Genomic DNA, 23,925 nt, shown 5'->3' with positions numbered 1-23,925 from the left:
TTCCCCGCCGCCCGTTTTCGTTTCCAGCCCGAACGCCAGGACATGTCCATGACCGGTTTTGCCCGGATGCTCACGCGCATCAATGCGCGCCTCAGCCTGATCGCCCTGCTGGCGGCCGGGCTGGGCCTGATCGCGATGACGGCGATCGTCGCCTGGACGGTCTTCGGACGCTACATCCTGAACGCCACCCCGACCTGGGGCGAGCCGGTCTCACTGTTCCTCATGCTCTGGTTCATCCTGCTCGGCGGTTCTGTCGGCGTCCGCGAGCTCGACCATATGGGCTTCGATGTCGGGCTGCACTACACGCGCGGTCGATGGAAAGCCGCGCTCATCATCGCCAACGAGGCGCTGGTCACGCTCTTCGCCTTCGCGATGGTCTGGTACGGCACCGAGCTCGCAGCCAAGGTCTGGAGCGACCGGCTGCCGATGATCGGCATCTCCAAGGGCTGGGACTATGTCCCGATCATCGCGGGCGGCAGCCTGATCGCGTTGTTCTCGATCGAGAAGCTGCTGCTGTTCTTCACGGGCGAGGAGCTCGCGCCCATGCCACTAAACGCCAACGGCCTCGGCGGGGAGGCCTGATCGATGGCCATCACGATCCTCTTCACCTCCTTCGCCCTGCTCCTGCTGATGGGCGTGCCGGTCGCGTTCTGCCTCGGCCTCTCCTCGATGGCGACCGTGCTCTATATCGGCATTCCGCCGGTCGTCGTCTTCCAGCAGATGTCGACCGGCATGAACGCTTTCGCCATGCTGGCGATCCCGTTCTTCATCTATTCGGGCGACCTGATGATCCGCGGCGGCATCGCCGACCGCCTCATCCAGTTCGCCGCCTCGCTCGTCGGGCATCTGCGCGGCGGCCTGGGACAGGTCAACGTCATCACCTGCACGCTCTTCGGCGGCATCTCCGGCTCGGCCGTGGCGGACGCATCGGCCGTCGGCGGCATCATGATCCCGCAGATGGTCAAGCGCGGCTATGCCGCCGATTACGCCGTCAACGTCACCGCCAATGCCGCGATCATCGCGCTGCTGATCCCGCCTTCGCACAACATGATCATCTACTCGCTGGCGGCGGGCGGCACGATCTCGATCGCCGACCTCTTCACCGCCGGCGTCGTGCCCGGCCTGATGCTGTGCCTGGCGCTGATGATCGCCGCCTGGGCCGTCGCAGTCCGGCGCGGCTATCCGGCGGACGTGTTCCCCGGCTTCCTCGCCGTCGCGCGCTTCTTCGTCGCGGCGCTGCCCGGCATCCTGCTGATCGGCATCATATTCGGCGGCGTCCGCTCGGGCGTCTTCACCGCGACTGAATCCTCTTGCGTCGCCGTGATCTACGCGTTGCTGGTCACGATCTTCGTCTATCGCGGGCTCGACCTGAAGGGCTTCACCCATGCCACGCTCGGCGCCGTCCGCACCACCGCGATGGTGCTGCTCGTCATTGGCGCGGCGAGCTCCTTCGGTTGGCTGATGGCCTTCCTCGAGGTCCCCAAGGCGACGATCGAACTGATGCAGTCGATCTCGAGCAATCCGCTGATGATCCTGCTGCTCATCAACGTCATCCTGCTGGTACTCGGCACCTTCATGGACATGGCGCCGATGATCATCATCTGCACACCGATCTTCCTGCCCGTGGTCAAGGCCATAGGCGTCGATCCCGTGCATTTCGGCGTGATCCTGATCCTCAACGCCGGCATCGGCCTGAACACGCCGCCGGTCGGCTCGGTCCAGTTCGTCGCCTGCGCCATCGGCAAGGTCTCGATCAGCGAGAGCATGCGGACGATCTGGCCGTTCTACGGCGCCAGCGTTGCGGTCCTGCTGCTCGTCACCTACGTTCCCGCCTTCTCCCTCTGGCTACCGGGCGCATTCCGTTGACGAGACTGACGACGAGGACGCTGTCCTCCCTGCCCGCGGCGGTTCGCCGCCCCGCCTATGACCGCGCGACACTGGCGCCGGGCATCGTCCATCTGGGCTTGGGCGCCTTCGCCCGCGCCCATCTCTGCGAGTACACCGAGGATGCGCTGGAGCTGGACTTCGGCGCCTGGGGCGTCACCGGCGCAAGCCTGCAGCGCCCCGACCAGCGCGACCGGCTGAAGCCGCAGGACGGACTCTACACCCTGCTGAAGCGCGCGCCGGCCGGCCCGGAACTGCGCATCATCGGCTGCGTCGGTGAGGTCCTCGTGGCGCCGGAAAATCCGGCCGCACTGATCGCGCGCCTGGCCGCTCCGGAAACGCGCATCGTGTCGCTGACCGTGACGGAGAAGGGCTACTGCCACGACCCCGCCACCGGCCGGCTGAAGGCCGACCATCCCGACATCGTCCACGACCTCGCCAACCCGCTGGCGCCGCGCTCGGCCGTCGGCATCATCGTCGCCGGGTTGAAGGCACGTCGCACGGCGGGGCTTGGGCCGTTCACGGCGCTGAGCTGCGACAACCTCCCCCATAATGGCGGCGTGCTGCGCGGCCTCGTCCGCGATTTCGCGGCGCTGAGCGATGACGCGCTCAGCCAGTGGATCGACGCCAACGGCGCCTTCCCCGCAACGATGGTCGACCGCATCGTGCCGGCGACGACCGAGGCCGACATCGCCGAAGTCTCCCGGCTCATCGGCGTCGAGGACGCCGCCCCCGTCATCGGCGAGCCCTTCCGGCAATGGGCGATCCAGGACGTCTTCGCGGCGGGCCGCCCGGCCTGGGATCGCGTCGGCGCGCAGATGGTCACCGAGGTCGCGCCTTTCGAGTTCATGAAGCTGCGGATGCTCAACGGCGCCCATTCCAGCCTCGCCTATCTCGGTTATCTCGCCGGCCACGAAACCGTTGCCGAGGCCAGCGGCAATGCCGTCCTCGCCCGCTTCCTCCAAGGGCTCTGGGCCGAGATCATCCCGACCGTTCCGGCTCCGCAGGGCGTCGTGCTGGCGGACTATGCCGAGGCGCTGCTGACCCGCTTCCGCAACCCCGCCATCCGCCATCGCACCTGGCAGATCGCCATGGATGGCTCACAAAAGCTGCCGCAGCGCCTGCTCGGCACCATTCGCGAGCGGCTCAAGGCCGGCGCTCCAATCGACCATCTCGCGCTCGGCGTCGCTGCCTGGATGCGCTATGTCAGCGGGACCGACGAGACCGGCGCGGCGATCGATCTCCGCGATCCGCTGGCAGCGGAGTTCGCGACGAGGGCGAAGGCTGCCGGCCGCAACGCTGCGGCCCTGAGCCAAGCCCTGCTCGGCATCGAGGCGATCTTCGGCAGCGACCTGCCCCGCGAGGAACGCTTCACCAGGCCGGTCGAGCGGCATCTGGCGGCGCTGTTCGAGAAGGGTGCCAAGGCGACCGCGGCTTCGCTGAATTAGGACGCAGCTGGGAAACGCAGAGCGCGGGGAACCCTCTCCTGTAAGGAGATGGCAGGGTGAGGTGTAGGCCCTGGAACCAGTTATCTCCACCTCGAAGCGAGGAAGCGGTGAGGTAGCGGCCAAACGTCAAATGGCCGACCCCTCACCCCTGCCCCTCTCCCGGGAGAGGGGTTCCCCGCGAAACCTCTTGATCCCGACCTGCCTCTACCGCCAGATGCGGCCATGAAGCGGTTCGCCGTCCTCGCCCTCGCTTGCTGTCTTGGCCTGTGCCTGGTCCCCGGCGCCGCGCTGGCGCAATCGCGCGTCACCGTGCCGAATTTCTGGGACCCGCGCATCCGGCTCGACCGGCCGGAGCCCGGCCCGCCGCGCGTCGTCCGCTTCCTGACCGACGACGATTACCCGCCGCTGCATTTTGCCGGCCCCGACGGCATCCTCACCGGCTTCTCGGTCGAGCTGGCCCGCGCCGCCTGCGAGAAGCTCGGCTGGACCTGCACGGTGCAGGCCCGCCGCTTCGACACGCTGCTGGATTCGCTCGCCGAGGGCCGTGGCGACGTGCTGGCCGCGGCGGTGAACCTCTCCCCGCAAATCCGCGAGCGCTTTGCCGCGAGCCATCTCTATTTCCGCAGCACGGCGCGGCTCGCGACCACGCGCGGCAATGCCCAGGCCGAACTCGACACCCGCAGCCTGCAGGGCAAGCGCGTCGCCGTCGTCGGCGGCTCGGCGCATCAGGCCTTCCTCGAACGGCTGCTGCCCTTCGTCCAGCGCCGCGAGACCGGCACGCTCGCCGGCGCGGTCACGGCCCTGCGCAGCGGCGATGCCGAGTTCGTCTTTGCCGACGGCGTCGCGCTCGCGCTGCTGCTGGCCGGTTCGGCTGGCGGCGAGCTCGCCTTCACCGGCGGCCCTTTCCTCGAAAGCCGCTATTTCGGCGAGGGCGTCGGCTTCCTCGTCCGCAAGGAGGAAATTCCGCTCAAGCGCGCCCTCGACTACGCGCTGCAATCGCTCTGGGATGACGGAACCTATGCCAGGCTCTATCTACGCTTCTTCCCGGTGAGCCCGTTCTGAGAGAGGCGATCATTCTGCCTCCCGCGTCATGCTCGTCCTCGTGCCGAGCATGACGCGGACGATAGCTCGTTGCCGTCACTCTGCCGGGGCATTCGCCCTAAGCGAGGTCTTGGCGACGGAGGTGAGCCATCCCGACGCAGCCGGCAGGATCGCATCGTTGAAATCGTAGCGGTCATTGTGGAGCTCGCCGCCATCCTTGACCGGCCCGTTGCCGATCCAGATGTAGCAACCCGGAAGGCGCTCGAGAAAATAGGCGAAATCCTCTCCGGTCGTGCTCGCCTTCAGGTCGCGCCGGACGCTCAGCCCGGCCGCCTTGCCAGCGGCGGCGGCCAGTTCCTCCTCCGGCGCGGTGTTGACGGTGGCGACGCCGTGCATCGTCTCGACCTCTGCCGTCATCTCGAAGGTCGCGGCGATGTTGCGGGCGATGGTCCCGAGCCGCGCCAGCAGCCGCTCGCGCACCGCCGGCACGAAGGTGCGGAACGTGCCCTCGATGAAGACGTTGGTCGGAATCTGGTTCGAGGCGAGCCCACCATGCACCTGGCCGATCGAGACCACCGCTGATTCCATCGGATCGACATTGCGGGAGACGATCGTCTGCAGCGCGACGATGAGATGCGCCATGGCGACGATCGGATCGCGCGTCGTCTCCGGCAGGGCCGCATGGCCGGCCGTGCCGGTGAGCGTGATCTTGAAGCGGCCGGGCTCGGACATCACCGGGCCGCGATGCACCGCGATCGTGCCGGCTTCCAGCCCCGGCCAGTTGTGCAGGGCGAAGATGCGCTCCATCGGGAAGCGGTCGAGCACCCCGTCGGCAAGCATCGCCTGCGCACCGCCAGCCCCCTCTTCCGCCGGCTGGAAGACGAACTGGACCGTGCCGCTCCAGCCCTCGTCGCGGGAAAGCAGCGCCGCAGCCCCCAGCAGCGCAGTCGTGTGCCCGTCATGGCCACAGGCATGCATCACGTTCGGCGTGCCCGATTTGTAGGGCAGGTCGCTGGCCTCCGCGATTGGCAGCGCGTCCATATCGGCGCGCAGGCCGACCGAGCGCTCCGAGCCCCCGCGCTTTAGCGTCGCCACCACGCCATGGCCACCAACGCCCGCGGTGAAGGGAACCCCGAGTTCGGTCAGCTTGTCCTGCACGAAGATACTCGTCACCGTCTCGTGACGGCCAAGTTCCGGATGGGCATGCAGATGCCGGCGCCAGGCGGTCAGGGTTTCGTGCAGGTCGCGATCCAAGGCGGTATCCTCTCAGGCATAGGTCACATGCAACCTATACCCGCCGGCCTCTTCGGCAACCGCCGTTACGCCTCTCCGTCATTCTCGGGCGAAGCGCAGCGCAGACCCGACAATCGCTTGCAGGAGATGCTCGGGTCGAGCCCGAGCATGACGCGCCTCCGTTCGGACGCATTGACGCCCCCCTTTGCAATCTGCGAAAGCCCGTGCCTCGCTTTTTTGCAGGATCTGGAGAGGACACCAGCCGACATGCCCGTTTTCGACCCCGCCCTTGTGGACGCCGCCCAGCGTTCGGCCGCCTGGCCGTTCGAGGAAGCTCGCAAGCTCGTCGCGCGGATCGAGAAAGCGGGCAAGAAGGAGGTCATCTTCGAGACCGGCTACGGCCCCTCCGGCCTGCCACATATCGGAACTTTCGGCGAGGTCGCGCGCACCTCGATGGTCCGCCACGCTTTCCGGGTTCTGACCGGCAACACCATCCCGACCCGGCTGATCGCCTTCTCGGACGATCTGGACGGGCTGCGCAAGGTTCCCGACAACGTTCCCAACAAGGAGTTGCTCGCGGCCAATCTCGGCAAGCCACTGACCGAGGTGCCCGACCCCTTCGGCACGCATGACTCGTTCGGCCGGCACAACAATGCCCGGCTGCGGGCCTTCCTCGACCGCTTCGGCTTCGACTACGAGTTCAAGTCCTCGACCGACAGCTACCGGGCCGGCGAATTCGACGCGACGCTGCTGAAGATGCTGGCGCGCTACGACGCGGTCATGAAGATCATGCTGGCGACTTTGCGCGAGGAGCGCGCCGCGACCTATTCGCCCTTCCTGCCGATCCATCCGGCGACGCGCGTCGTCATGCAGGTGCCGATCGACGAGGTCGATGTCGCGGCCGGCACTATCGCCTGGGCCGACCCGGCGACGGGCGAGCGCTTCGTAACGCCCGTGACCGGCGGCCACGTCAAGCTGCAGTGGAAGCCCGACTGGGCGATGCGCTGGGTCGCGCTCGGCGTCGACTACGAGATGGCCGGCAAGGATCTGATCGACTCGGTCAAGGTCTCCTCGCAGATCGCGCGCGCCCTCGACGGCACGCCGCCGGAAGGCTTCAACTACGAGCTTTTCCTCGACGAGCAGGGCCAGAAGATCTCGAAGTCGAAGGGCAACGGCCTGACCATCGAGGACTGGCTCGAATACGGCCCGCAGGAGAGCCTGGCACTCTACATGTTCCAGCGCCCGCGCGAGGCCAAGAAGCTGCATTTCGACGTCATTCCGCGCGCAGTCGACGAATATCTGCAGTTCCTTGGCGGCTATGAGCGGCAGGACTGGAAGAACCGCCTCGGCAACCCGGTCTGGCATCTCCACCATGGCGAGCCGCCGCAGCCGGAGATCATCGCGACCGGCGAAGGCGAGAACGCGTCGCGCGCGCAGATCACCTTCGGCTTGCTGATGAACCTCGTCGCCGTGGCGAATTCCGAGGACAAGGCCGTGCTCTGGGGCTTCCTCCAGCGCTACGGGCCGGGCATCTCGCCAGCGACCCATCCGCGCCTCGATGCGCTGGTCGGCTACGCGATCGCCTATTTCCGCGATTTCGTGAAGCCGGCAAAGACCTACCGCCTTGCCGACGACACGGAGCGCACGGCCTTCACGGCGCTCGACGCAGCCATCGCCGCCCTGCCGGCGGATGCGACCGCAGAGATGGTGCAGGACACCGCGCTGGACGTGGCGCGCGCCATCCCGCGTTACCAGAACCTGACCGCCAAGAACGCGACACCCGAGCGGCCGGGTGTCTCGGGCGACTGGTGGAAGGCGATCTACCAGGTCCTGTTCGGCGAGGATCAGGGCCCCCGCTTCGGCTCCTTCGCCGCGATCTACGGCCTTGCCAACACCCGTGCCCTGATCGCCAAGGCGCTGGCGGGCGGGCTGGTCGAGGAACACGCCGCATTCTTGGGCGCGCGCAAGGCGGGATGACACTCCTCGCAATAATGGACTGTAGACGTCGCCTTCCGGGAGCCTGAATGACAAACGCCGCCGAAGCCGTCGAACACGCCATCACGAGCCGCCGCGCAATCCGCGCTTTTCTGCCCGACCCGGTCGATCCGACACTCGTCCGCCGGCTGATCGAAGTCGCGGCGCAGGCGCCGAGCGGCACCAACATGCAGCCCTGGAAGCTCCGTGTCATCGGTCCGCAGGCGCGTGCGCGGCTGGAGACGGCGCTGGTCGCCGCGCTCGATTCGCCGGACGTCCCGGCCGAGGAGGAATACCGTTACTATCCCGAGACCTTCCGCGAGCCTTATCTCGCGCGCCGCCGCAAGGTCGGCTGGGACCTCTACGGCCTGCTCGGCGTGACCAGGGGCGATGTTGCCGGCATGAAGCGCCAGAGCGCCGCCAATCTGCGTTTCTTCGGCGCGCCGGTCGCGCTGATGCTGACGGTGGACCGTGACCTCGAGATCGGCTCCTGGCTCGATCTCGGCATGTTCGTCCAGAACCTGCTGATCGCGGCGCAGGGGCATGGGCTGCAATCCTGCCCGCAGGCGATCTTCGCGCGCTTCCATCCGGTTGTACGGCGCGAGCTCGCCATCCCCGAGAGCGAGGTCGTGGTCTGCGGCATCGCCATCGGCCATGCCGATCCCGATGCGCCGCAGAACCGCCTCGTGCCCGAGCGCGAGCCCGTCGAAGGCTTTACGACCTGGCTCGACTGAGCGGCTTCAGCGGCCGCGCAGGCTCTTCAGCAGCGGCTCGCCGGCAAAGTGCATCGCGACGATCGCGATTCCGCCGACGACCAGCCCGAACACGGCCGAGAACACCGCCCCAGCGAGCCATTCGATCGCGCCGCCCAGCCACGGCAGAGCCCGGCCCGCAGCCACGGCGATCCCGTGACTGGCATGGCCGATCGCGGTGAGCCCGAATTCTTCCAGCCCGTGGATGATGATGCCGCCGCCGACCCAGAGCATTGCCGCCGTGCCGACAGCGCCGAGCGCCGTCAGGAAATGCGGCATGCCGATCACGAGCGCCCGGCCCAGCAGGCGCACCGGCGCGAAGCGCTGCCGCGCCAGCGCGAACCCGGCATCATCCGCCTTCACGATCAGCGCAACGACGCCATAGACCAGCACGGTGATGCCGATGCCGACCACGGCCAGCACCAGAGCCTGCATCCAGAAGGACGCGGTCGAGACCGTCGACAGCGTGATCGCCATGATCTCGGCGGACAGGATGAAATCCGTCTTGATCGCTCCCGACACCTTCTGCTCTTCGAGCTGCCCGGCGTCCTGCGCGGCCGTCCCCGTCTCGGCCGGCGTCGCCGTCGCATGGGGCATGACGAGTTCGAGGATCTTTTCCGCCCCCTCGAAGCAGAGATAGACCCCGCCCGCCATCAGCAGCGGCGTGATCAGCCAGGGCGCGACAAGCGCGAGAATGAGCGCACCCGGCAGCAGGAAGAACAGCTTGTTCTTCAGCGAGCCGAGCGCGATCCGCCAGATGATCGGCAGTTCGCGCGAGGCCGCGAAGCCGACGGCATAGCGCGGCGTCACTGCCGCATCGTCGATGACGATACCGGCGGCCTTGGTCCCGGCCTTCGTGGCCTGCGCCACGACATCGTCCACCGAGGACGCCGCGACCTTGGCGATACCGGCGATATCGTCGAGCAGCGCGAACAGTCCAGAGCTCACAAGCAGCCTCCCGGGTCAGCCTTCGGCACCGCAGCAAAGCTAGGTTGCGCGAGGCAGCAATGACAATGCCACACCGGAACGCGTCAGCGATCAGCCCTGGTTGATCTCGAACAGTCCGGCGCAGCCCATCCCGCCGGCGACACACATCGTGACGACCGCATAGCGCGCCTTGCGGCGGCGGCCTTCGAGCAGTGCATGGCCGACGAGCCGGGCCCCGCTCATCCCGAAGGGATGGCCGATCGAGATCGCGCCGCCATTGACGTTGACCTTGTCGGGATCGATCCCGAGCGTGTCGCGGCAATAGATCGACTGCGAGGCGAAGGCCTCGTTCAGCTCCCAGAGGTCGATGTCGGAGACCTTGAGCCCGTTGCGCTCCAGCAGCCGCGGCACGGCGAAGACGGGACCGATGCCCATCTCGTCGGGCTCGCAACCGGCCGAGGCGAAGCCGCGGAAGATGCCGAGCGGAGCAAGCCCGCGCTTCTTCGCCTCCGCCGCCGACATCACGACGCTGGCCGCTGCCCCGTCGGAAAGCTGGCTCGCATTGCCGGCGGTGACGAACTTGTCCTCGCCGCGCACGGGCTTGAGCTTGAGCAGGCCTTCCAGCGTGGTATCCGGGCGGTTGCCCTCGTCCCTCGACAGCGTCACCGGCTGCTGGCTGACCTGGCCCGTCGCCTTGTCGGTGACGGCCATCACGGCGCTCATCGGCACGATCTCGTCGTCGAACAGCCCGCGCTGCTGGGCTGCGGCCGTGCGCTGCTGGCTCTGCAGCGAGAAGGCATCCTGCGCCTCGCGCGAAATGCCATAATGCTCGGCGACGATGTCGGCCGTCTCGATCATCGCGGTGTAGATCGTCGGCTTGTTCGCCAAAAGCCAGTCGTTCAGGGTGAGGTCGCGCCGGACCACGGGCTGCACCAGGCTGATCGACTCGACCCCGCCGCCGACGGCGACCGGCACGCCGTCCATCACGACGCGGCGTGCCGCATGCGCGATCGCCTCGAGCCCCGAGGCGCAGAAGCGGCTGACCGTGACACCGGCCGACTGCACCGGCAGTCCCGCCACCAGCGCCGCATGGCGCGCGACATTGCCGCCGGTCGCGGCTTCGGGATAGCCGCAACCCATCACCACCTCCTCGACCGCCTCCGGCTCGAGGCTGGCGCGCGCCAGCGCATGCCGGATCGCATGCGCCGCCATGTCGGCGCCACGGACCTGGTTGAAAGCGCCGCGATAGGCCTTGCCGATCGGCGTGCGGGCAGTGGAAACGATGACGGCTTCGGTCATGGACGCTTCATCCCTTTGTCAGATTTGATGTCTGTTCTTGTCTTCGTCGTCATGCCGGGCAACGCGATCAGACGGCCTTGCTCTTGAGCCCGGCAAAGCCCTTCCCCTCCGCTGCGAGACTCTTCAGCAGTGGGGCAGGTTCGAGCGTCCTGTCGCCCGTCTCGGCAAGCTGCGCCTCCAGCCGGCGCACGATGACGTCGAGCCCGACCGTATCGGCCCAGTACATCGGCCCGCCGCGCCAGGCCGGCCAGTTATAGCCGTTGAGCCAGATCACATCGATATCGCCCGGACGGGACGCGATGCCCTCGTCGAGGATGCGGGCCCCCTCATTGACCATCGGGTCGAGCAGGCGCGACAGGATCTCCTCGGTCGTGAAGCTGCGCCGCGTCACGCCCTGCTCTTGCGAGATCCGCGCGATCAGGGCCTCGACCTCCGGATCGCGCTGCCCGGTCCGGGCACCCTCGGGATAGAGGAAGTAGCCGCGGCCGGTCTTCTGGCCGAACCAGCCGGCTTCGCAGATCGCGTCCGCCACGGCGGCGGTCTTGCCGCGCGCCTTGCGCGACCGCCAGCCGATATCGTTGCCCGCCAGATCGGCCATCGCGCAGGGGCCCATCTTGAAGCCGAAATCCGTCAGCGCCGCATCGACCTCATGTGGCAGCGCGCCTGCGACGAGCAGGCGCTCGGTGGCGCGGGTGCGAGCCTCCAGCATGCGGTTGCCGACGAAGCCGAAGCCGTTGCCGACCACGACCGGCACCTTGCCGAGCCTGCGCCCGAGCGCCATCGCCGTCACCACGGCATCGTCCGCCACGCCCTCCGGCCGCACCACCTCGAGCAGCTTCATGACATTGGCTGGGCTGAAGAAATGCATTCCCAGCACGTCCTGCGGCCGCTTCGTCGCGGCGGCGATGCTGGGGATGTCGAGATAGGAGGTGTTGCTGGCAAGGATCGCACCCGGCTTGGCGATGGCATCGAGTTCGCGGAATATCTGCTGCTTGACGCTCATCTCCTCAAAGGCGGCCTCGATCACGATGTCGGCCTCGGCCGCCGCGGCGAGCCCGACGGCCGGTTTGATCAGTGCCAGGCGCTCGTCACGCTTGGCCGGCGTCAGCGAGCCGCGCGTCACCGACATCTCGTAGATCGCCGCGACGCGGTTCATGCCGTTGTCGATCGGCGCCTGCTCCCGCTCGATCAGGCTCACCTTGATGCCGGCATTGGCGAAGCACATCGCGATGCCGCCGCCCATCGTGCCGGCCCCGATCACGGCGGCGCTGGCGATCGGGCGCGGCTTCACCTCGTTGCCGATGCCCGGCACGCGGGCGATCTCGCGCTCGGCGAAGAAGACATGGCGCAGAGCCCCCGACCGGGGATCGGCCACCAGTTTCAGGAACAGCGCCCGCTCGGTCGCCAGCCCCTCGCTGAAAGGCAGCGTGAAGACGGCGCGCACCGCCTCGACCAGCGCCATCGCATTGGGCATGTCGCCGAATTTCTTGGTGGCGTCAGCGGCCAGCGCCTCGAAGCTCTCGCGATCAGCCGGGGTCAGGCGGTCGCTCTGCTCGCGAGCGGCTTCCGGCACGCCCTTCGCAGCAAGCACCTGTGCCAGCGCCATGGCCGCCGCCACGACATCGCCGCCCGTCACCTCGTCGACCAAGCCCCATTCCAGCCCCTTGCCGGCGGAAACCGGCTCGCCCGACAGCATCATCGGGAACGCTTTTGAGGCACCGATCAGACGCGGCAGGCGCTGCGTGCCGCCCGCACCCGGAATCAGGCCGAGCTTGATCTCGGGCAGGCCGAGCATCGCCGCAACCGAGGCCACGCGGCCATGGCAGGCCAGCGCGACCTCAAGCCCGCCGCCCAGCGCTGCACCCTGGATCGCCGCGATGACCGGCTTCGTGCAGGTCTCGATGGCATCGAGCACGTCCGGCAGGAACGGTGGCACCATCGACTTGCCGAACTCGCTGATATCGGCGCCGGCGATGAAAGCGCGCCCGGCGGCGGCGATCACGATGGCCGAGACGGCCGGATCGGAACCCGCATCGGCGATGGCGCGAGCGAGGTCGGAACGCAGGGCCTGGCCGAGCGCGTTGACCGGCGGATTGTCGATCGTGGCGATCGCGATTGCGCCATGACGGGCAAGCCGAACGGTCTCCATCGGTGCATATCCCTGCTCTGCAAGCGCCGTCGACCCGGCGCAACGAGGGCGAAGGAGGAAGTCTGCCGGTCGGCTTTTGTCAAGCCGGGGCATTCCCGGGACACGCGTTCGCAGGCGATGCGATCCCCCGCGAGCCGCCGCTTGACCCCCGCCGAACGGCCATGCCAAGCCTCCCCTGAAGACAATGACGAGCCTCGGGCCGGCACCGCGACGAAGCCGTTCCGGACCATCCGTCGAGGCCGCAGGGACGAGGAACCGCCGATGACCGCCGTCGTTCTGACCGACACCGTCGCGCCCGGCGTCACCAGGATCACGATGAACCGGCCGGAGCGCAAGAATGCGCTCAACCGTGCGAGTTATCTCGGGCTGATCGAGGCCTTCGCCACAGCCGAGGCCGATCCGCAGATTCGCGCCATCCTGATCACCGGCGCCGGCAACTGCTTCACCAGTGGCAACGACATCCGCGATTTCGCCGCTTCGGCCGGCGATGGCGCCCGCATCGCCATGGATTTCCTGACCACGATCTCGACCGCGACCAAGCCGGTCGTCGCCGCCGTCGAGGGCTTCGCTGTCGGCATCGGCACGACGATGCTGCTGCATTGCGATCTCGCTTTTGCCGGCACCGGAGCGACTTTCCGCATGCCCTTCGTGGCGCTCGGCCTCTCGCCCGAAGGCGCCTCGAGCCATCTCCTGCCGCTAGTCGCAGGCTCCAAGCGCGCCGCCGAACTGCTGATGCTGGGCGAGGCCTTCGGGCCCGAAACGGCGCTCGACGCCGGCCTGCTCAATGCCGTGGTCGCGGAAGGCGCGGCGCTCGACGCTGCGCTCGCCAAGGCGAAGGCGCTGGCAGCCCTGCCGCCGCAATCGGTTGCGTTGACCAAGCTGCTGCTGAAGCGGGGTCAGGCTGCCAGCGTCGCCGAGACGATCGCGACCGAAGGCCGGCATTTCGGCGAGCGCCTGCGCTCCGAAGAGGCTCAGGCCGCCTTTGCGGCCTTCCTGAAGAAGTGAGGCCTGCAGCGACGCCGACGGCGCCGCTGCACATGATCGTCAGGTCTTGATGCCGGCATCCACCGCCGCGCCCGAACCGCGCGACTGCACGGCCCGCCAGGCCATGTAAGCCCACAGCCCCAGCGTGCAGACGCCCAGCACGCCTGCGATCGGCCGCGACAGAAAGGCCAGGAACGCCCCGTCCGCCTTGATCATCGAACTCATGAAGTTCTGCTCCAGCATCTCGCCGAGCACGAGCCCGAGGATCAGCGGCGCGACCGGGATGCCATGCTCTTCCAGCAGCCAGCCGAACAGCCCCATCACCACCATCAGCACAACGCCATAGAGCGAGTTCGTCATGGCGAAGGAACCGACCATGCAGAAGATCAGGATGATCGGCAGCAGGATGTTGCGCGGCACCCGCAGGATCTGCTTGGCCGACTTGATCGCCGCCCAGCCGAGCGGGAACATCAGCAGATTGGCGATGATGAAGATGATGAAGACCGCATAGATCAGTTCTGGCGTCTGCAGGAAGACGCTCGGGCCCGGATTCATGCCCTTCATATAGAGCACCCCGATCACGATGGCCGTGATCGAATCGCCGGGAATGCCGAAGACCAGCGCCGGAATCCAGGCACCGCCCAGAGCCGAATTGTTGGCCGATGTCGAATCGACGATGCCCTCGATATGGCCGGTGCCGAATTTCTCCGGCTCCTTCGAGAGCTTCTTCGAGACCGCATAGGAGACCCACGCCGCGATGTCGGCACCAGCGCCAGGCAGCGCGCCGATCACCGTGCCGATCACCGAGCCGCGCAGGAAATTGTACCAGTATTTGCGCCAGACCGCCCCGACCCCGGCGAACATGTTGCCGACGGTCTGCTTCACCATAAAGCCGGCCTTGTCCATCGTCACGGCTCCGCGCAGCAGTTCCGAGACGGCGAACATGCCGATCAGCGTCGGGATGAAGTTGATGCCGGAGAGCAGGTCGACATTGCCGAAGGTGAAGCGCGGCTGGCCGGCCGCCGGGTCGATGCCAATGCAGCCGATGGCCAGGCCGATGAAAAGCGACAGCAGCCCCTTCAGCGGATCGCCCGTGCCGATGAAGACGGCGCAGGTCAGGCCGAGACAGGCGAGCCAGAAATATTCGAAGGACGAGAAGTTGATCGCGACCTCGGCCAGAGCCGGCGCCAGGACGATCAGGATGATGACGCCGAAGATGCCGCCCAGCACGGAGAAGACGAGGTTGACGCCCATGCACAGGTCGAGTTGACCCTTCTTGGTCATCTCGTAGCTCTCGTCGGCATAAGCGGCCGAGGCGGGCGTGCCCGGCATGCGCAGCATCGCCGCTGGAATATCGCCGGCAAAGATCGCCATCGCGGTTGCCGTGACGATCGCGCCGAGCGCCGGTACGGGCGGCATGAAGAACGTCACCGGCACCAGCAGCGCCGTCGCCATCGTCGCGGTGAGGCCCGGCATGGCTCCCACGAACATGCCGAAGATGGCCGAGCCCATGATGACGGACAGGACGTAAGGGTCGAAGACGAGGCCGAATGCGGCGGTAATTGCGGTCATCCGGGCCTCCTCAGAGCACGCTGTCGAGAATGCCGCGCGGAAGCGGCACGCGCATCAGATTGCCGAAGAAGTATTGCACCGCGATCGTCATGCAGATGGCGACGATGAGGGCGGTGACCGGACGAACCCCGAACCACAGGAACAGGCCCAGCTGGATCAGGAACGCGGTCGGGATGAAACCGAGCGGCTCCGACGCCAGCAGATAGAACACCATGGCGGCCAGCATCAGCGCAAAGGAGGCCAGCCTTCGCGGCTGTCCCGTCCAGTCGTCGAGCACGAGCCAGGGGCGGCGCTCGCCGCGCCGCTCGCGCAGAATCAGCAGCAGGGAGCAGAGGATGATCCCGGCCCCGAGGATGCGCGGAAACAGGCTCGGTCCGTATTTCTGGCCGGGGAAAGGGGGGAAGGTGAAGGTCATCGCGATCATGGCGCCGGCGAGCAGCAGGAACGCGACGCCGACGACGGCATCGTTGAAGCGCATCGTGCGAACTTTCTGAATAGGTGAACGAGCACGCCCGAAGGCGTGCTGAGCCAATGCGGGGCGGTGGCGCTCGCGGCCGCCGCCCGGGGCGCCCTTACGCCGGCTTCTTGGCGAGACCGCCAGCCGCCAGCGCAACACCCATCTGCTTGTCGCTGTCGGCCATATACTGGCCAAAGCCGGGGCCGTCCGCGTAGATCATGGTGAACCCGCGCGCATCCATGAACTCCTTGTATTCCTTGGAATTATAGATGGTCTTGAGTTCGGCGTTCATGATTTTGACGACGTTCTCCGGCAGCTTCTCCGGGCCGGCGATACCGCGCCACGAGCCGACCTGGAAGTCGATGCCGAGCGTCTCCTTCATCGTCGGCACGTCCTTGAACTGCGGATTCCGCTCACCCGCCATGATCGCCAGCGAACGGGCGCGACCAGCGTCGAGCATGGCGCGCGCTTCGGGCACGGAACATGTGACGAAGTCGATTCCTCCAGCAGCCAAGTCCTGCATGGCGGGTGCGGCGCCGTTCGAGGGAGCCCAGGCGACATGGTCCGGCTGCAACTTCATGCCAAGCATCCAGCCAATCAGCGCAAGATGCCAGATTCCACCCTGCCCGGTGCCCGAGGCCTTCATCTTGCCGGCCGGCGCGGCCTTGATGGCATCGGCGAGGTCCTTGATCGTCTTGTAGGGGGCGTCCGCCTTGACCTGCACGCCTGACGGATCCGAGTTCATCAGCGCCAACGGCGTATAGTTGGACGGAGTGAGTTGCGTGAGCCCCTGGTGATGCATCATCGCGATTTCGGAGGTGATGATGCCGAGCGTGTAGCCGTCCGGCGCGCCGGTCGCGATCGCTGAATGGCCCACCACACCGGAGCCGCCGGTGCGGTTCACGACATTGAATGGCTGGCCGAGGCTTTTTTCGAGCAATGCCGCCACGATACGCACCACCGCGTCGGTGCCACCGCCCGCGCCCCAGGGGCAGATCATCTGGACCGGCCGCGCAGGCCACTTTGCCTGGCCGATTGCAGGGCTTGCAACGAGCCCTGCCGCTCCCGCTGCAGCGGCGCCCTTGAGAACGCCACGCCTGCTAATGATGTCGGTCATCTCTGTTACCTCTCCTTAAATCGATTTAGTGTCCGAGTGCTCCTCGTCCTAGACGGGGCTCTCTTGCGTAGGTCAACGTATCTGAGCCGATTGTCGCGGCTGAGACAACTGGTCTTTGGGCGATTTCTACAATCCGCAGATGACCGGCAGAACCGACTTCGCCACCTTCTCCACCACAGCCCCCGTGCTGAGGTCGGGACCGGCGGCCGCGACTGCGGACGTCAGCCCGGCCCGCCCCATCAGGCCCTGCAACGCCGCACTGTCGGCAACCGCGTAGGCGCGCTGCGGCGCGACACCTGCGATCAGGATCTTGTCGGACGGGTTGGCGGTGACGAGCCCCACCGGCCGCCCCTGGCGATCGAATGCCGGCGCGCCGGCCTGCCCCGGCTGCAACGGCGCAAACACCGCGACATTGGCACCGATCCGGACGCCCTGTCCGGGCAGGGCAACGGCGGCGCGCTTGCCACTGTCCTCGCCGAAGGCGACCAGCACGAGGCTCTCGCGCTCGGCCGGCACCTCCGCCCGCAAGGCAGCCGCAGCGAAGGCCTGCCCACCGTCGACCTCGAGCAGGACGAGCCCGCCTTCCGGCGATCCGCGCAGCTTGGCTGCACGACCGCTGAGACGCACTGACCTGCACCCCTCGACGGCGGAAGCCGCCGTCACCGCGACGCGATCGGCAACGGCAAGCGCGACGCCGTAGCGTTCCGTGACGCGCACCGGCACCGTCACGGCCGCAGGCCCCGTCGCAGCGGCAGTCGGGGGCGCGGAGGCGATGGCCGACGCCGCCGGCAGCGGCCCGGTCGGGAAGGGCTCGAAGCTCGAGGCAATCGCGATCACCAGCTTGTCGACCGTGCCCGACAGCGCCTTGTCGTAGCCGATCGAGAAACCGCGCAGGCCTGACGGCCCGGCTGCCAGCCGGCGATAGAATTTGCCGGTCGGCGTCTCGCCGGTGACGACGAAGAAGTCCGGGCGCAGCAGCTTGTAGGTGATCTTGCGGCCCGGATTGTTCGGGGTCGGCGCCGTCGCCTTCTCATAGACCGCCTCCAGCGTCTCGCCTTGCGGCGTGACCGAGGTATCCAGCGTGATCTTGCCGTCGCCGCTCTGCCAGCGGCTGCCGGCCGGCGAGGCGTCCCGTTTCGGCAGGACGGTCGCCGGGATGCCGATGCGCACACCGGTCCTGTCGTCGGCGATCAGGCGGAAGCCGGCCGCGTCGCGCGCCGCCTGGGCCCCCTGCGCCAGGGTGCGCCGTTCGGCCGGGTTCAGCATCCCGTCAGGCGCGCCGCGCGCGGGCGCCTTCAGCGCGTTGATGGCGCGGAAGGTCAGCGGGCCGTAGGAACCGCTGGCCGCGCCGTTGAAATGGCCGGTCCAGATCAGGTCGGTCTGAATCGCCTTGCGCTCGGCCTCCGGAAGGCTCTCGAAGCTCGCCTGCGCGGCGGCGAGCTGCGGATTGGGCGCCGGCGCCGGAGCTTGCGCGCCGGCAGGCGGCGCGCTCAGCAAGACAAGCGCCAGCGCGGCGGCTCGGACCTGCTCGGTTCGCGGGTGATGCAGGCAGGCGCGCAGCATGGGTCTCGTCCTTGAGGGCGGGTGGAGCGGCCGCATTGAGCGCCAGAACGGCACACGCCGCAACCGCGGTGTGCCAGAAGGTGGCGCGGCGATACGATCCACGATACCGGCTGCTGGGCGACCTTCATTCGCATGACTTGAACGCCTGCGACGCGGTGATAGCCTGCCGGTCCGGTCTCACGCCGCGGTGGGCGTGATGGGGCTGATGCCTTGTCCGCCGACGCCGTCGGACGGACCCGACCCAGAGGAACGACGATGACCTTGCTCGCCCGTCTTGCGCTCCTCCTCGGCCTCTCCCTTGCCGCCCATCCCGCCCTGGCCCAGAAGGCCTATGTCCGCAACGATCTCGCAGCCGACGGGCAGCGGCTGGAAGAGCGGCTGAAGCGCGAGGTCTCGACCGGCCCCCGCTCCGCCGCGGACGCCGTGCGCGCAGGCGAGGCGGCGCTCGCGCGTGGCGATGCCCGCGCCGCCCTGCCCCAGGCCAACGCAGCCGTCGTCGCCGAGCCCGCCAACGCTGCCGGCTGGCGCCTGATGGCGCGCGCCGCCAGCGCGATCGAGCCGCGCGACTATCGCGAGCGCTGGGAGCTGCGCGAACGCGCCATCAGCGCGGCCTATCTCGCCTATCAACGCTCGACCAACCGCAATGACGAGGCCGCCTCGCTCGGCGTTCTCGCCCGCCTGTTCGAGAAGAACGAACTCTGGCGTCCGGCGCTGACGACCTATCGCCTCAGCCTCGACCTCACCGACAACGCTTTGCTGCGTACCGCCTATGAGGGCCTGCGCGCGCAGCGCGGCTTCCGCCTGACCGGGAACAAGGTCGATGCCGACGCGGCCTCGCCCCGCGCCTGCTTCGAGTTCTCCGAACCCCTCGCACGTGGCCGTGTCGATTTCGCACCATACGTCGCGATTTCCGGCGGCAGGAACACGCAAGGATCGGGTGATTTCGCCGTCAGCGCCGAAGACAAGCAGATCTGCGTCGACGGCCTGCGCCATGGCGAGCGCTACGCCTTCGTCATCCGTCAGGGCGTGCCCTCGGCGATCCCCGACGAGAAGCTGCTGAAATCCGCCGACTACGAGGTCTATGTCCGTGACCGCACGCCGTCCGTGCGCTTCACAGGCAAGAACTACGTCCTGCCGCGCACCGGCCAGCAGGGCGTGCCTGTGGTCTCGGTCAACGCCGACCGGCTTGACCTCGAGGTCATGCGCATCGGCGACCGCAACCTGATCAATTCGGTCCATTCCGACGACTTCCTCGGCCAGCTCGGCTCCTATCAGTCCAAGCAGATCGAGAGCGACAAGGGCCAGAGCGTCTGGACCGGCTCGATGGAGGTGAAATCCGAGCTGAACAAGGACGTCATCACGGCCTTCCCGGTGGTCGAGGCCGTGGGGACGCTCAAGCCCGGCGTCTATGTAATGTTTGCCAAGCCGAGCGGCGGCAAGGCGACTGCATCGTCCTCCGATGGCGATGGCGACTATGACGACGGCACGACGCGCGCGACCCAGTGGTTCGTCGTCTCCGATCTCGGCCTGACCTCGTTCTCCGGCCCCGACGGCGTGCATGTGCTGGTGCGCTCGCTCGCCGACGCCGCCCCCGTCGCCAATGCCGAACTGCGCCTGCTCGCCCGCAACAACGAGGTGCTGGCGACCGTGCGCTCCGATGCCAACGGTTATGCCCGCTTCGACGCCGGTCTCGCCAAGGGTCAGGGCGGCAATGCGCCAGGCCTCGTCACGGCCGGGCTGGGTGAGGATTACGGCTTCCTCGACCTCAAGCAGACGGCCTTCGATCTCTCCGATCGCGGCGTCAAGGGTCGCGTCGCGCCCGCCGGGCTCGACGCCTATCTCTACACCGAGCGCGGCGTCTACCGCTCGGGCGAGACCGTCTACCTGACCAGCCTGCTGCGCGATGCGCGCGGCGCCGCCGTTTCCGGCCTGCCGCTGACCCTCGTCGTCAAGCGGCCGGATGGCGTCGAGTACCGCCGCCGTCAGGTCGAGGATCAGGGCGCGGGCGGGCGAGCTCATTCGATCCCGCTGATCTCGGGCGCCGCGACCGGCACCTGGCGGGTCCAGGCCTATGCCGACCCCAAGGGCCCGGCGATCGGCGAGGTCTCCTTCCTCGTCGAGGATTATGTGCCTGAGCGCCTCGAACTGACGCTGGCGTCGAAGGCGCCGGTACTCCAGGCCGGCGAGCCGGCCGAAATCGACGTCACCGCGCGCTATCTCTACGGCGCGCCGGGTTCGGCGCTCGACGTCACCGGATCGATGACGATCCGCGCGGCCGGCCAATCGGCCATTCCGGGCTTCGCCGGCTATCAGGTCGGCCTGACCGACGAGGCCTTCGAGGCGGTCCAGTCCGAATTCGAGGAGAGCACCACGACCGATGCCACCGGCAAGGTCACGGTGACCAATCCGGTCGCGCAGCCGGAAACCAACCGCCCGCTCGAGGCTGAGTTCACCATCCGCGTCGGCGAACCCGGCGGGCGCGCCATCGCCCGCTCGCTCACCCTGCCGATCGTGCCCAAGGGTGCGGCCATCGGCGTCAGGAAGGCGTTCAAGGAGGGGGAGCTCGGCAATGGCCAGACCGCGACCTTCGACGTCATCATGGCCAATGGTGACGGACGACGTCTGACGCGACCCGGGGTGAAGTGGACCCTGTCCAAGGTCACCCGCAACTATCAGTGGTTCTTCCAGGATGGCCGCTGGAACTTCGAGGGTGTGAAATCGACCCGCCGCGTCGCCGATGGCGAGATCGCTGTCGCCGAAGGCAGTGACGCCCGCATCGCCGCGCCCGTCCAATGGGGCAATTACCGTCTCGACGTTGCTGCCGACGGCCCCGATTCCACCGAGACCTCGGTCTCCTTCAGCGTCGGCTACGAAGCTGACAAGACCGCCGATACGCCGGACGTGCTCGATGTCGCGCTCGACAAGGCGGCTTACGCCGATGGCGAGAGCCTGCAGGTCCGCCTGGCGCCCCGCTTCGCCGGCAAGGCGACGCTCGCCGTGATCAGCGACCGCGTCACTGAGCTCCGCACCATCGACATTGCGCCCGGCGGCACCACCACGCGCATCCCGGTCAAGGCCGAATGGGGCGCCGGTGCCTATCTGGTCGTGCTCGCCCATCGCCCGATGGACACGGCCGCCCAGCGCCTGCCCGGCCGCGCCATCGGCCTGTCCTGGTTCCAGATCGGCAAGGAAAGCCGGACGCTGGCGCTCGATCTCGGCGCGCCCAATCTGGTGCGTCCGCTCTCGACGCTGTCCCTGCCGGTCAAGGTCACCGGCGCGCGTGCCGGCGAGGAGGCTTTCGTCACGGTCGCAGCGGTCGATGTCGGCATCCTCAACCTCACCCGCTTCGAGAGCCCCGACCCGAGCAAGCACTTCTTCGGCCAGCGCCAGATCGGCCATGAACTGCGCGACCTCTACGGCTATCTGATCGACGGCATGCAGGGCACACGCGGCGCGATCCGCACCGGCGGCGATGCAGCGCCTGCGCTCGAAGGCGAGAAGCCGACGCAGGAGCCGGTCGCGCGCTATTCCGGCGTGGTCAAGGTCGGTCCCGACGGCATCGCCAGGGTCGATTTCGAACTGCCGGCCTTCAACGGCTCGCTGCGCGTCATGGCCGTCGCCTGGTCGGCCGGCCGCACCGGGCAGGCCAGTACGGAGGTGATCGTGCGCGATCAGGTCGTCGCGCAGGCGACGCTGCCGCGCTTCCTCGCCATCGGCGACCAGTCGCGCTTCCACCTCCAGATCGACAATGTCGAGGGCCCGGCCGGTCCCTACGTCGTCGATCTCGACGTGCGCGGGCCGGTGCTCGTCGCCGCAGACGCGACGCGACGCACGATCCAACTCGCCGCCGGCGCCAAGGCGCAGATGACGATCCCTGTCACCGCCGCCGGGCTCGGCCGCGCCGAGTTCGATGTCCGCATTACCGGACCGGGCGGCGTCGGCACGGTGCAGAACCTCGCGGTCCGCGTGCAGCCCTCGGCGAATACGATCGCGCGCCGGATCGTGCGCCCGATCCCCGGCAATGGCGGCGCGATCACGGTTTCCTCCGATCTGATGGCCGATCTCGTACCGAATTCCGGCCAGGTCTCCGTCTCGGTCTCGCCGCTCGCCTCGCTCGACGTACCCGCCTTGCTCAAGGCGCTCGACCGCTACCCCTATGGCTGCACCGAGCAGACGGTCAGCCGCGCCTTGCCGCTGCTCCACGTCAACCGGCTCGCCTCGCTCGAGCATCTGGCGCTCGACGCCAATGCCGACGAGCGTGTCCAGAACGCGATCGAGCGCGTGCTGGCGCGCCAGGGCGCCAACGGCTCCTTCGGGCTCTGGGGTGTCGGCGGCGACGATCTCTGGCTCGACGCCTTCACGGCCGACTTCCTGACACGGGCCCGCGAGCGCCAGTTCGCGGTGCCGCAGACGGCCTTCAACCTCGCGCTCGACCGCCTGCGCAACCAGGTCGTCAACACCGGCGACATCGTCAAGGAGGAGGCCGCCGGCATCGCCTATGCGCTCTATGTGCTGGCTCGCAACGGCCGGCCCGTGATGGGCGATCTGCGCTACCTTGCAGACAACAAGCTCGCCGACTTTGCGACGCCGCTGGCCCGGGCCCAGATCGGCGCGGCGCTCTCGGCATTGGGCGATCGTGGCCGCGGCCGCGCCGCCTTCACCAGCGCGCTCGCCGGCCTGCAGGAGCGCGGCGACGACAGCCTGTCGCGGCCCGATTACGGCTCGCGCCTGCGCGACGGTGCCGCCGTCCTGGCCCTGATCGCGGAATCGTCCGGCGAGCGAGCCGACATCAGCCGCGCGGCAGCCGTGCTCGACGGCGCGCGCAACAGCGCGCGCTACACCTCGACGCAAGAGCAGATGTGGATGGTGCTGGCGGCGCAGGCCATGGCGAAGGACGCCGAGGGCATGACGCTGACCGTCGACGGCGCCGAGCGCAAGGGCGCGCTCTATCGCACGATTTCGGCCGAGGCCCTGGAGAGCAAGCCCCTGACCGTCGCCAATCCCGGCGCCGCGACCGCCCAGGCCGTCATCACAGTCTCGGGCATCCCGACCGGGAGCGAGCCGGCGCTCAACCAGGGCTTCGGGCTGGAGCGTGTGCTCTACACGATGAAAGGCGAGCGGGCCGACCCCGCCCGGCTGCGCCAGAACGAGCGCTATGTCGTGGCCCTGACCGTGACGGAGCCAACCAGCCGCTACGGCCGGCTGCTGCTGGTCGACCCCGTACCCGCCGGGCTCGAGATCGAGAACGCGAACCTCACCGAAGGTGCCTCCGTCGCAGGTCTCGACTGGCTGAAGCAGGAGGTCTACCCGGTGCATACGGAAGCGCGCGACGATCGCTATGTCGCCGCCTTCGAACGCTCGGGCGGTTCCAGCCAGAAGCTGTCCTACACGGTCGCCTATATCGCGCGCGCCGTCTCGCCCGGCCGCTATGTCGCTCCCGCCGCCGTGATCGAGGACATGTACCGGCCCGACCGCTTCGGACGGACGGCCTTCGGCACGGTGGATATCGCGTCGGCGCGGTAGTC

Annotated in this window: 16 protein-coding genes; 8 read left to right on the top strand and 8 right to left on the bottom strand. The window is 68.0% G+C overall.

The genetic code is table 11. The features are described from left to right. Positions 1-48 precede the first annotated feature (48 nt). The 4 genes from C8D03_RS12760 to C8D03_RS12745 all read left to right on the top strand — a co-directional run bounded on the left by C8D03_RS12760 (position 49) and on the right by C8D03_RS12745 (position 4,394). Positions 49-582 carry a TRAP transporter small permease gene (locus C8D03_RS12760; RefSeq protein WP_108051585.1) on the top strand — a complete coding sequence of 178 codons (534 nt, stop codon included), beginning with the start codon at positions 49-51 and terminating at the stop codon, positions 580-582. Between the two features lie 3 nt (positions 583-585). After that, complete coding sequence (locus tag C8D03_RS12755) at positions 586-1,866, top strand: TRAP transporter large permease (protein WP_108046599.1); 1,281 nt, start codon at positions 586-588, stop codon at positions 1,864-1,866. Then, entirely contained in the window at positions 1,863-3,332 is a 1,470-nt protein-coding gene (locus C8D03_RS12750) for a mannitol dehydrogenase family protein (RefSeq protein WP_210203921.1), read from the top strand. The genes C8D03_RS12755 and C8D03_RS12750 overlap by 4 nt, the downstream gene beginning before the upstream one ends. Before the next feature lie 222 nt (positions 3,333-3,554). Continuing rightward, a complete protein-coding gene (locus tag C8D03_RS12745; RefSeq protein ID WP_108046598.1) occupies positions 3,555-4,394 on the top strand; it encodes a transporter substrate-binding domain-containing protein in 840 nt (279 codons plus the stop codon). A gap of 75 nt (positions 4,395-4,469) precedes the next feature. Here C8D03_RS12745 and C8D03_RS12740 read toward each other — a convergent pair whose 3' ends face one another. Then, entirely contained in the window at positions 4,470-5,627 is a 1,158-nt protein-coding gene (locus tag C8D03_RS12740) for an amidohydrolase (protein WP_108046597.1), read from the bottom strand. Between the two features lie 246 nt (positions 5,628-5,873). On the opposite strand from C8D03_RS12740, the gene C8D03_RS12735 reads away from it, so the two are divergent. Both C8D03_RS12735 and C8D03_RS12730 read left to right on the top strand, forming a co-directional pair. Next, positions 5,874-7,583: a lysine--tRNA ligase gene (locus tag C8D03_RS12735; RefSeq protein WP_108046596.1), complete on the top strand. Its 1,710-nt coding sequence runs from the start codon at positions 5,874-5,876 to the stop codon at positions 7,581-7,583. Positions 7,584-7,630: 47 nt separating this feature from the next. Next, the gene (locus C8D03_RS12730; protein WP_108046595.1) at positions 7,631-8,314 is read left to right on the top strand and encodes a nitroreductase; all 684 of its coding nucleotides are present in this window, start codon (positions 7,631-7,633) and stop codon (positions 8,312-8,314) included. A 6-nt stretch (positions 8,315-8,320) separates the two neighbouring features. On the opposite strand, the gene C8D03_RS12725 is transcribed toward C8D03_RS12730, so the two are convergent. The 3 genes from C8D03_RS12725 to C8D03_RS12715 all read right to left on the bottom strand — a co-directional run bounded on the left by C8D03_RS12725 (position 8,321) and on the right by C8D03_RS12715 (position 12,707). Further along, entirely contained in the window at positions 8,321-9,280 is a 960-nt protein-coding gene (locus C8D03_RS12725; protein WP_108046594.1) for a DUF808 domain-containing protein, read from the bottom strand. 90 nt (positions 9,281-9,370) lie between these two features. Continuing rightward, positions 9,371-10,558 carry an acetyl-CoA C-acyltransferase gene (locus C8D03_RS12720; RefSeq protein ID WP_108046593.1) on the bottom strand — a complete coding sequence of 396 codons (1,188 nt, stop codon included), beginning with the start codon at positions 10,556-10,558 and terminating at the stop codon, positions 9,371-9,373. Between the two features lie 67 nt (positions 10,559-10,625). Next, complete coding sequence (locus tag C8D03_RS12715; protein ID WP_108046592.1) at positions 10,626-12,707, bottom strand: 3-hydroxyacyl-CoA dehydrogenase NAD-binding domain-containing protein; 2,082 nt, start codon at positions 12,705-12,707, stop codon at positions 10,626-10,628. 261 nt (positions 12,708-12,968) lie between these two features. On the opposite strand from C8D03_RS12715, the gene C8D03_RS12710 reads away from it, so the two are divergent. After that, entirely contained in the window at positions 12,969-13,712 is a 744-nt protein-coding gene (locus C8D03_RS12710) for an enoyl-CoA hydratase-related protein (protein ID WP_108046591.1), read from the top strand. 39 nt (positions 13,713-13,751) lie between these two features. Here C8D03_RS12710 and C8D03_RS12705 read toward each other — a convergent pair whose 3' ends face one another. The 4 genes from C8D03_RS12705 to C8D03_RS12690 all read right to left on the bottom strand — a co-directional run bounded on the left by C8D03_RS12705 (position 13,752) and on the right by C8D03_RS12690 (position 18,400). Next, positions 13,752-15,263 (bottom strand): tripartite tricarboxylate transporter permease, encoded by a 1,512-nt coding sequence (locus C8D03_RS12705; RefSeq protein ID WP_108046590.1) that lies wholly within the window; start codon positions 15,261-15,263, stop codon positions 13,752-13,754. A 10-nt stretch (positions 15,264-15,273) separates the two neighbouring features. Next, positions 15,274-15,741, bottom strand: coding sequence for a tripartite tricarboxylate transporter TctB family protein (locus C8D03_RS12700; protein WP_108046589.1), 468 nt, complete (start codon positions 15,739-15,741; stop codon positions 15,274-15,276). Between the two features lie 94 nt (positions 15,742-15,835). Further along, the gene (locus C8D03_RS12695; protein WP_108046588.1) at positions 15,836-16,837 is read right to left on the bottom strand and encodes a tripartite tricarboxylate transporter substrate binding protein; all 1,002 of its coding nucleotides are present in this window, start codon (positions 16,835-16,837) and stop codon (positions 15,836-15,838) included. A 126-nt stretch (positions 16,838-16,963) separates the two neighbouring features. Beyond that, complete coding sequence (locus tag C8D03_RS12690) at positions 16,964-18,400, bottom strand: serine protease family protein (RefSeq protein ID WP_108046587.1); 1,437 nt, start codon at positions 18,398-18,400, stop codon at positions 16,964-16,966. A gap of 255 nt (positions 18,401-18,655) precedes the next feature. Between C8D03_RS12690 and C8D03_RS12685 the strand changes: the two genes are divergently transcribed. Continuing rightward, the gene (locus C8D03_RS12685; protein WP_108046586.1) at positions 18,656-23,923 is read left to right on the top strand and encodes an alpha-2-macroglobulin family protein; all 5,268 of its coding nucleotides are present in this window, start codon (positions 18,656-18,658) and stop codon (positions 23,921-23,923) included. Positions 23,924-23,925 lie beyond the last annotated feature (2 nt).

The organism is Bosea sp. 124, assembly GCF_003046175.1.
Classification (GTDB): Bacteria; Pseudomonadota; Alphaproteobacteria; order Rhizobiales; family Beijerinckiaceae; genus Allobosea.
This window is presented reverse-complemented; position numbering and strand designations above follow the sequence as displayed.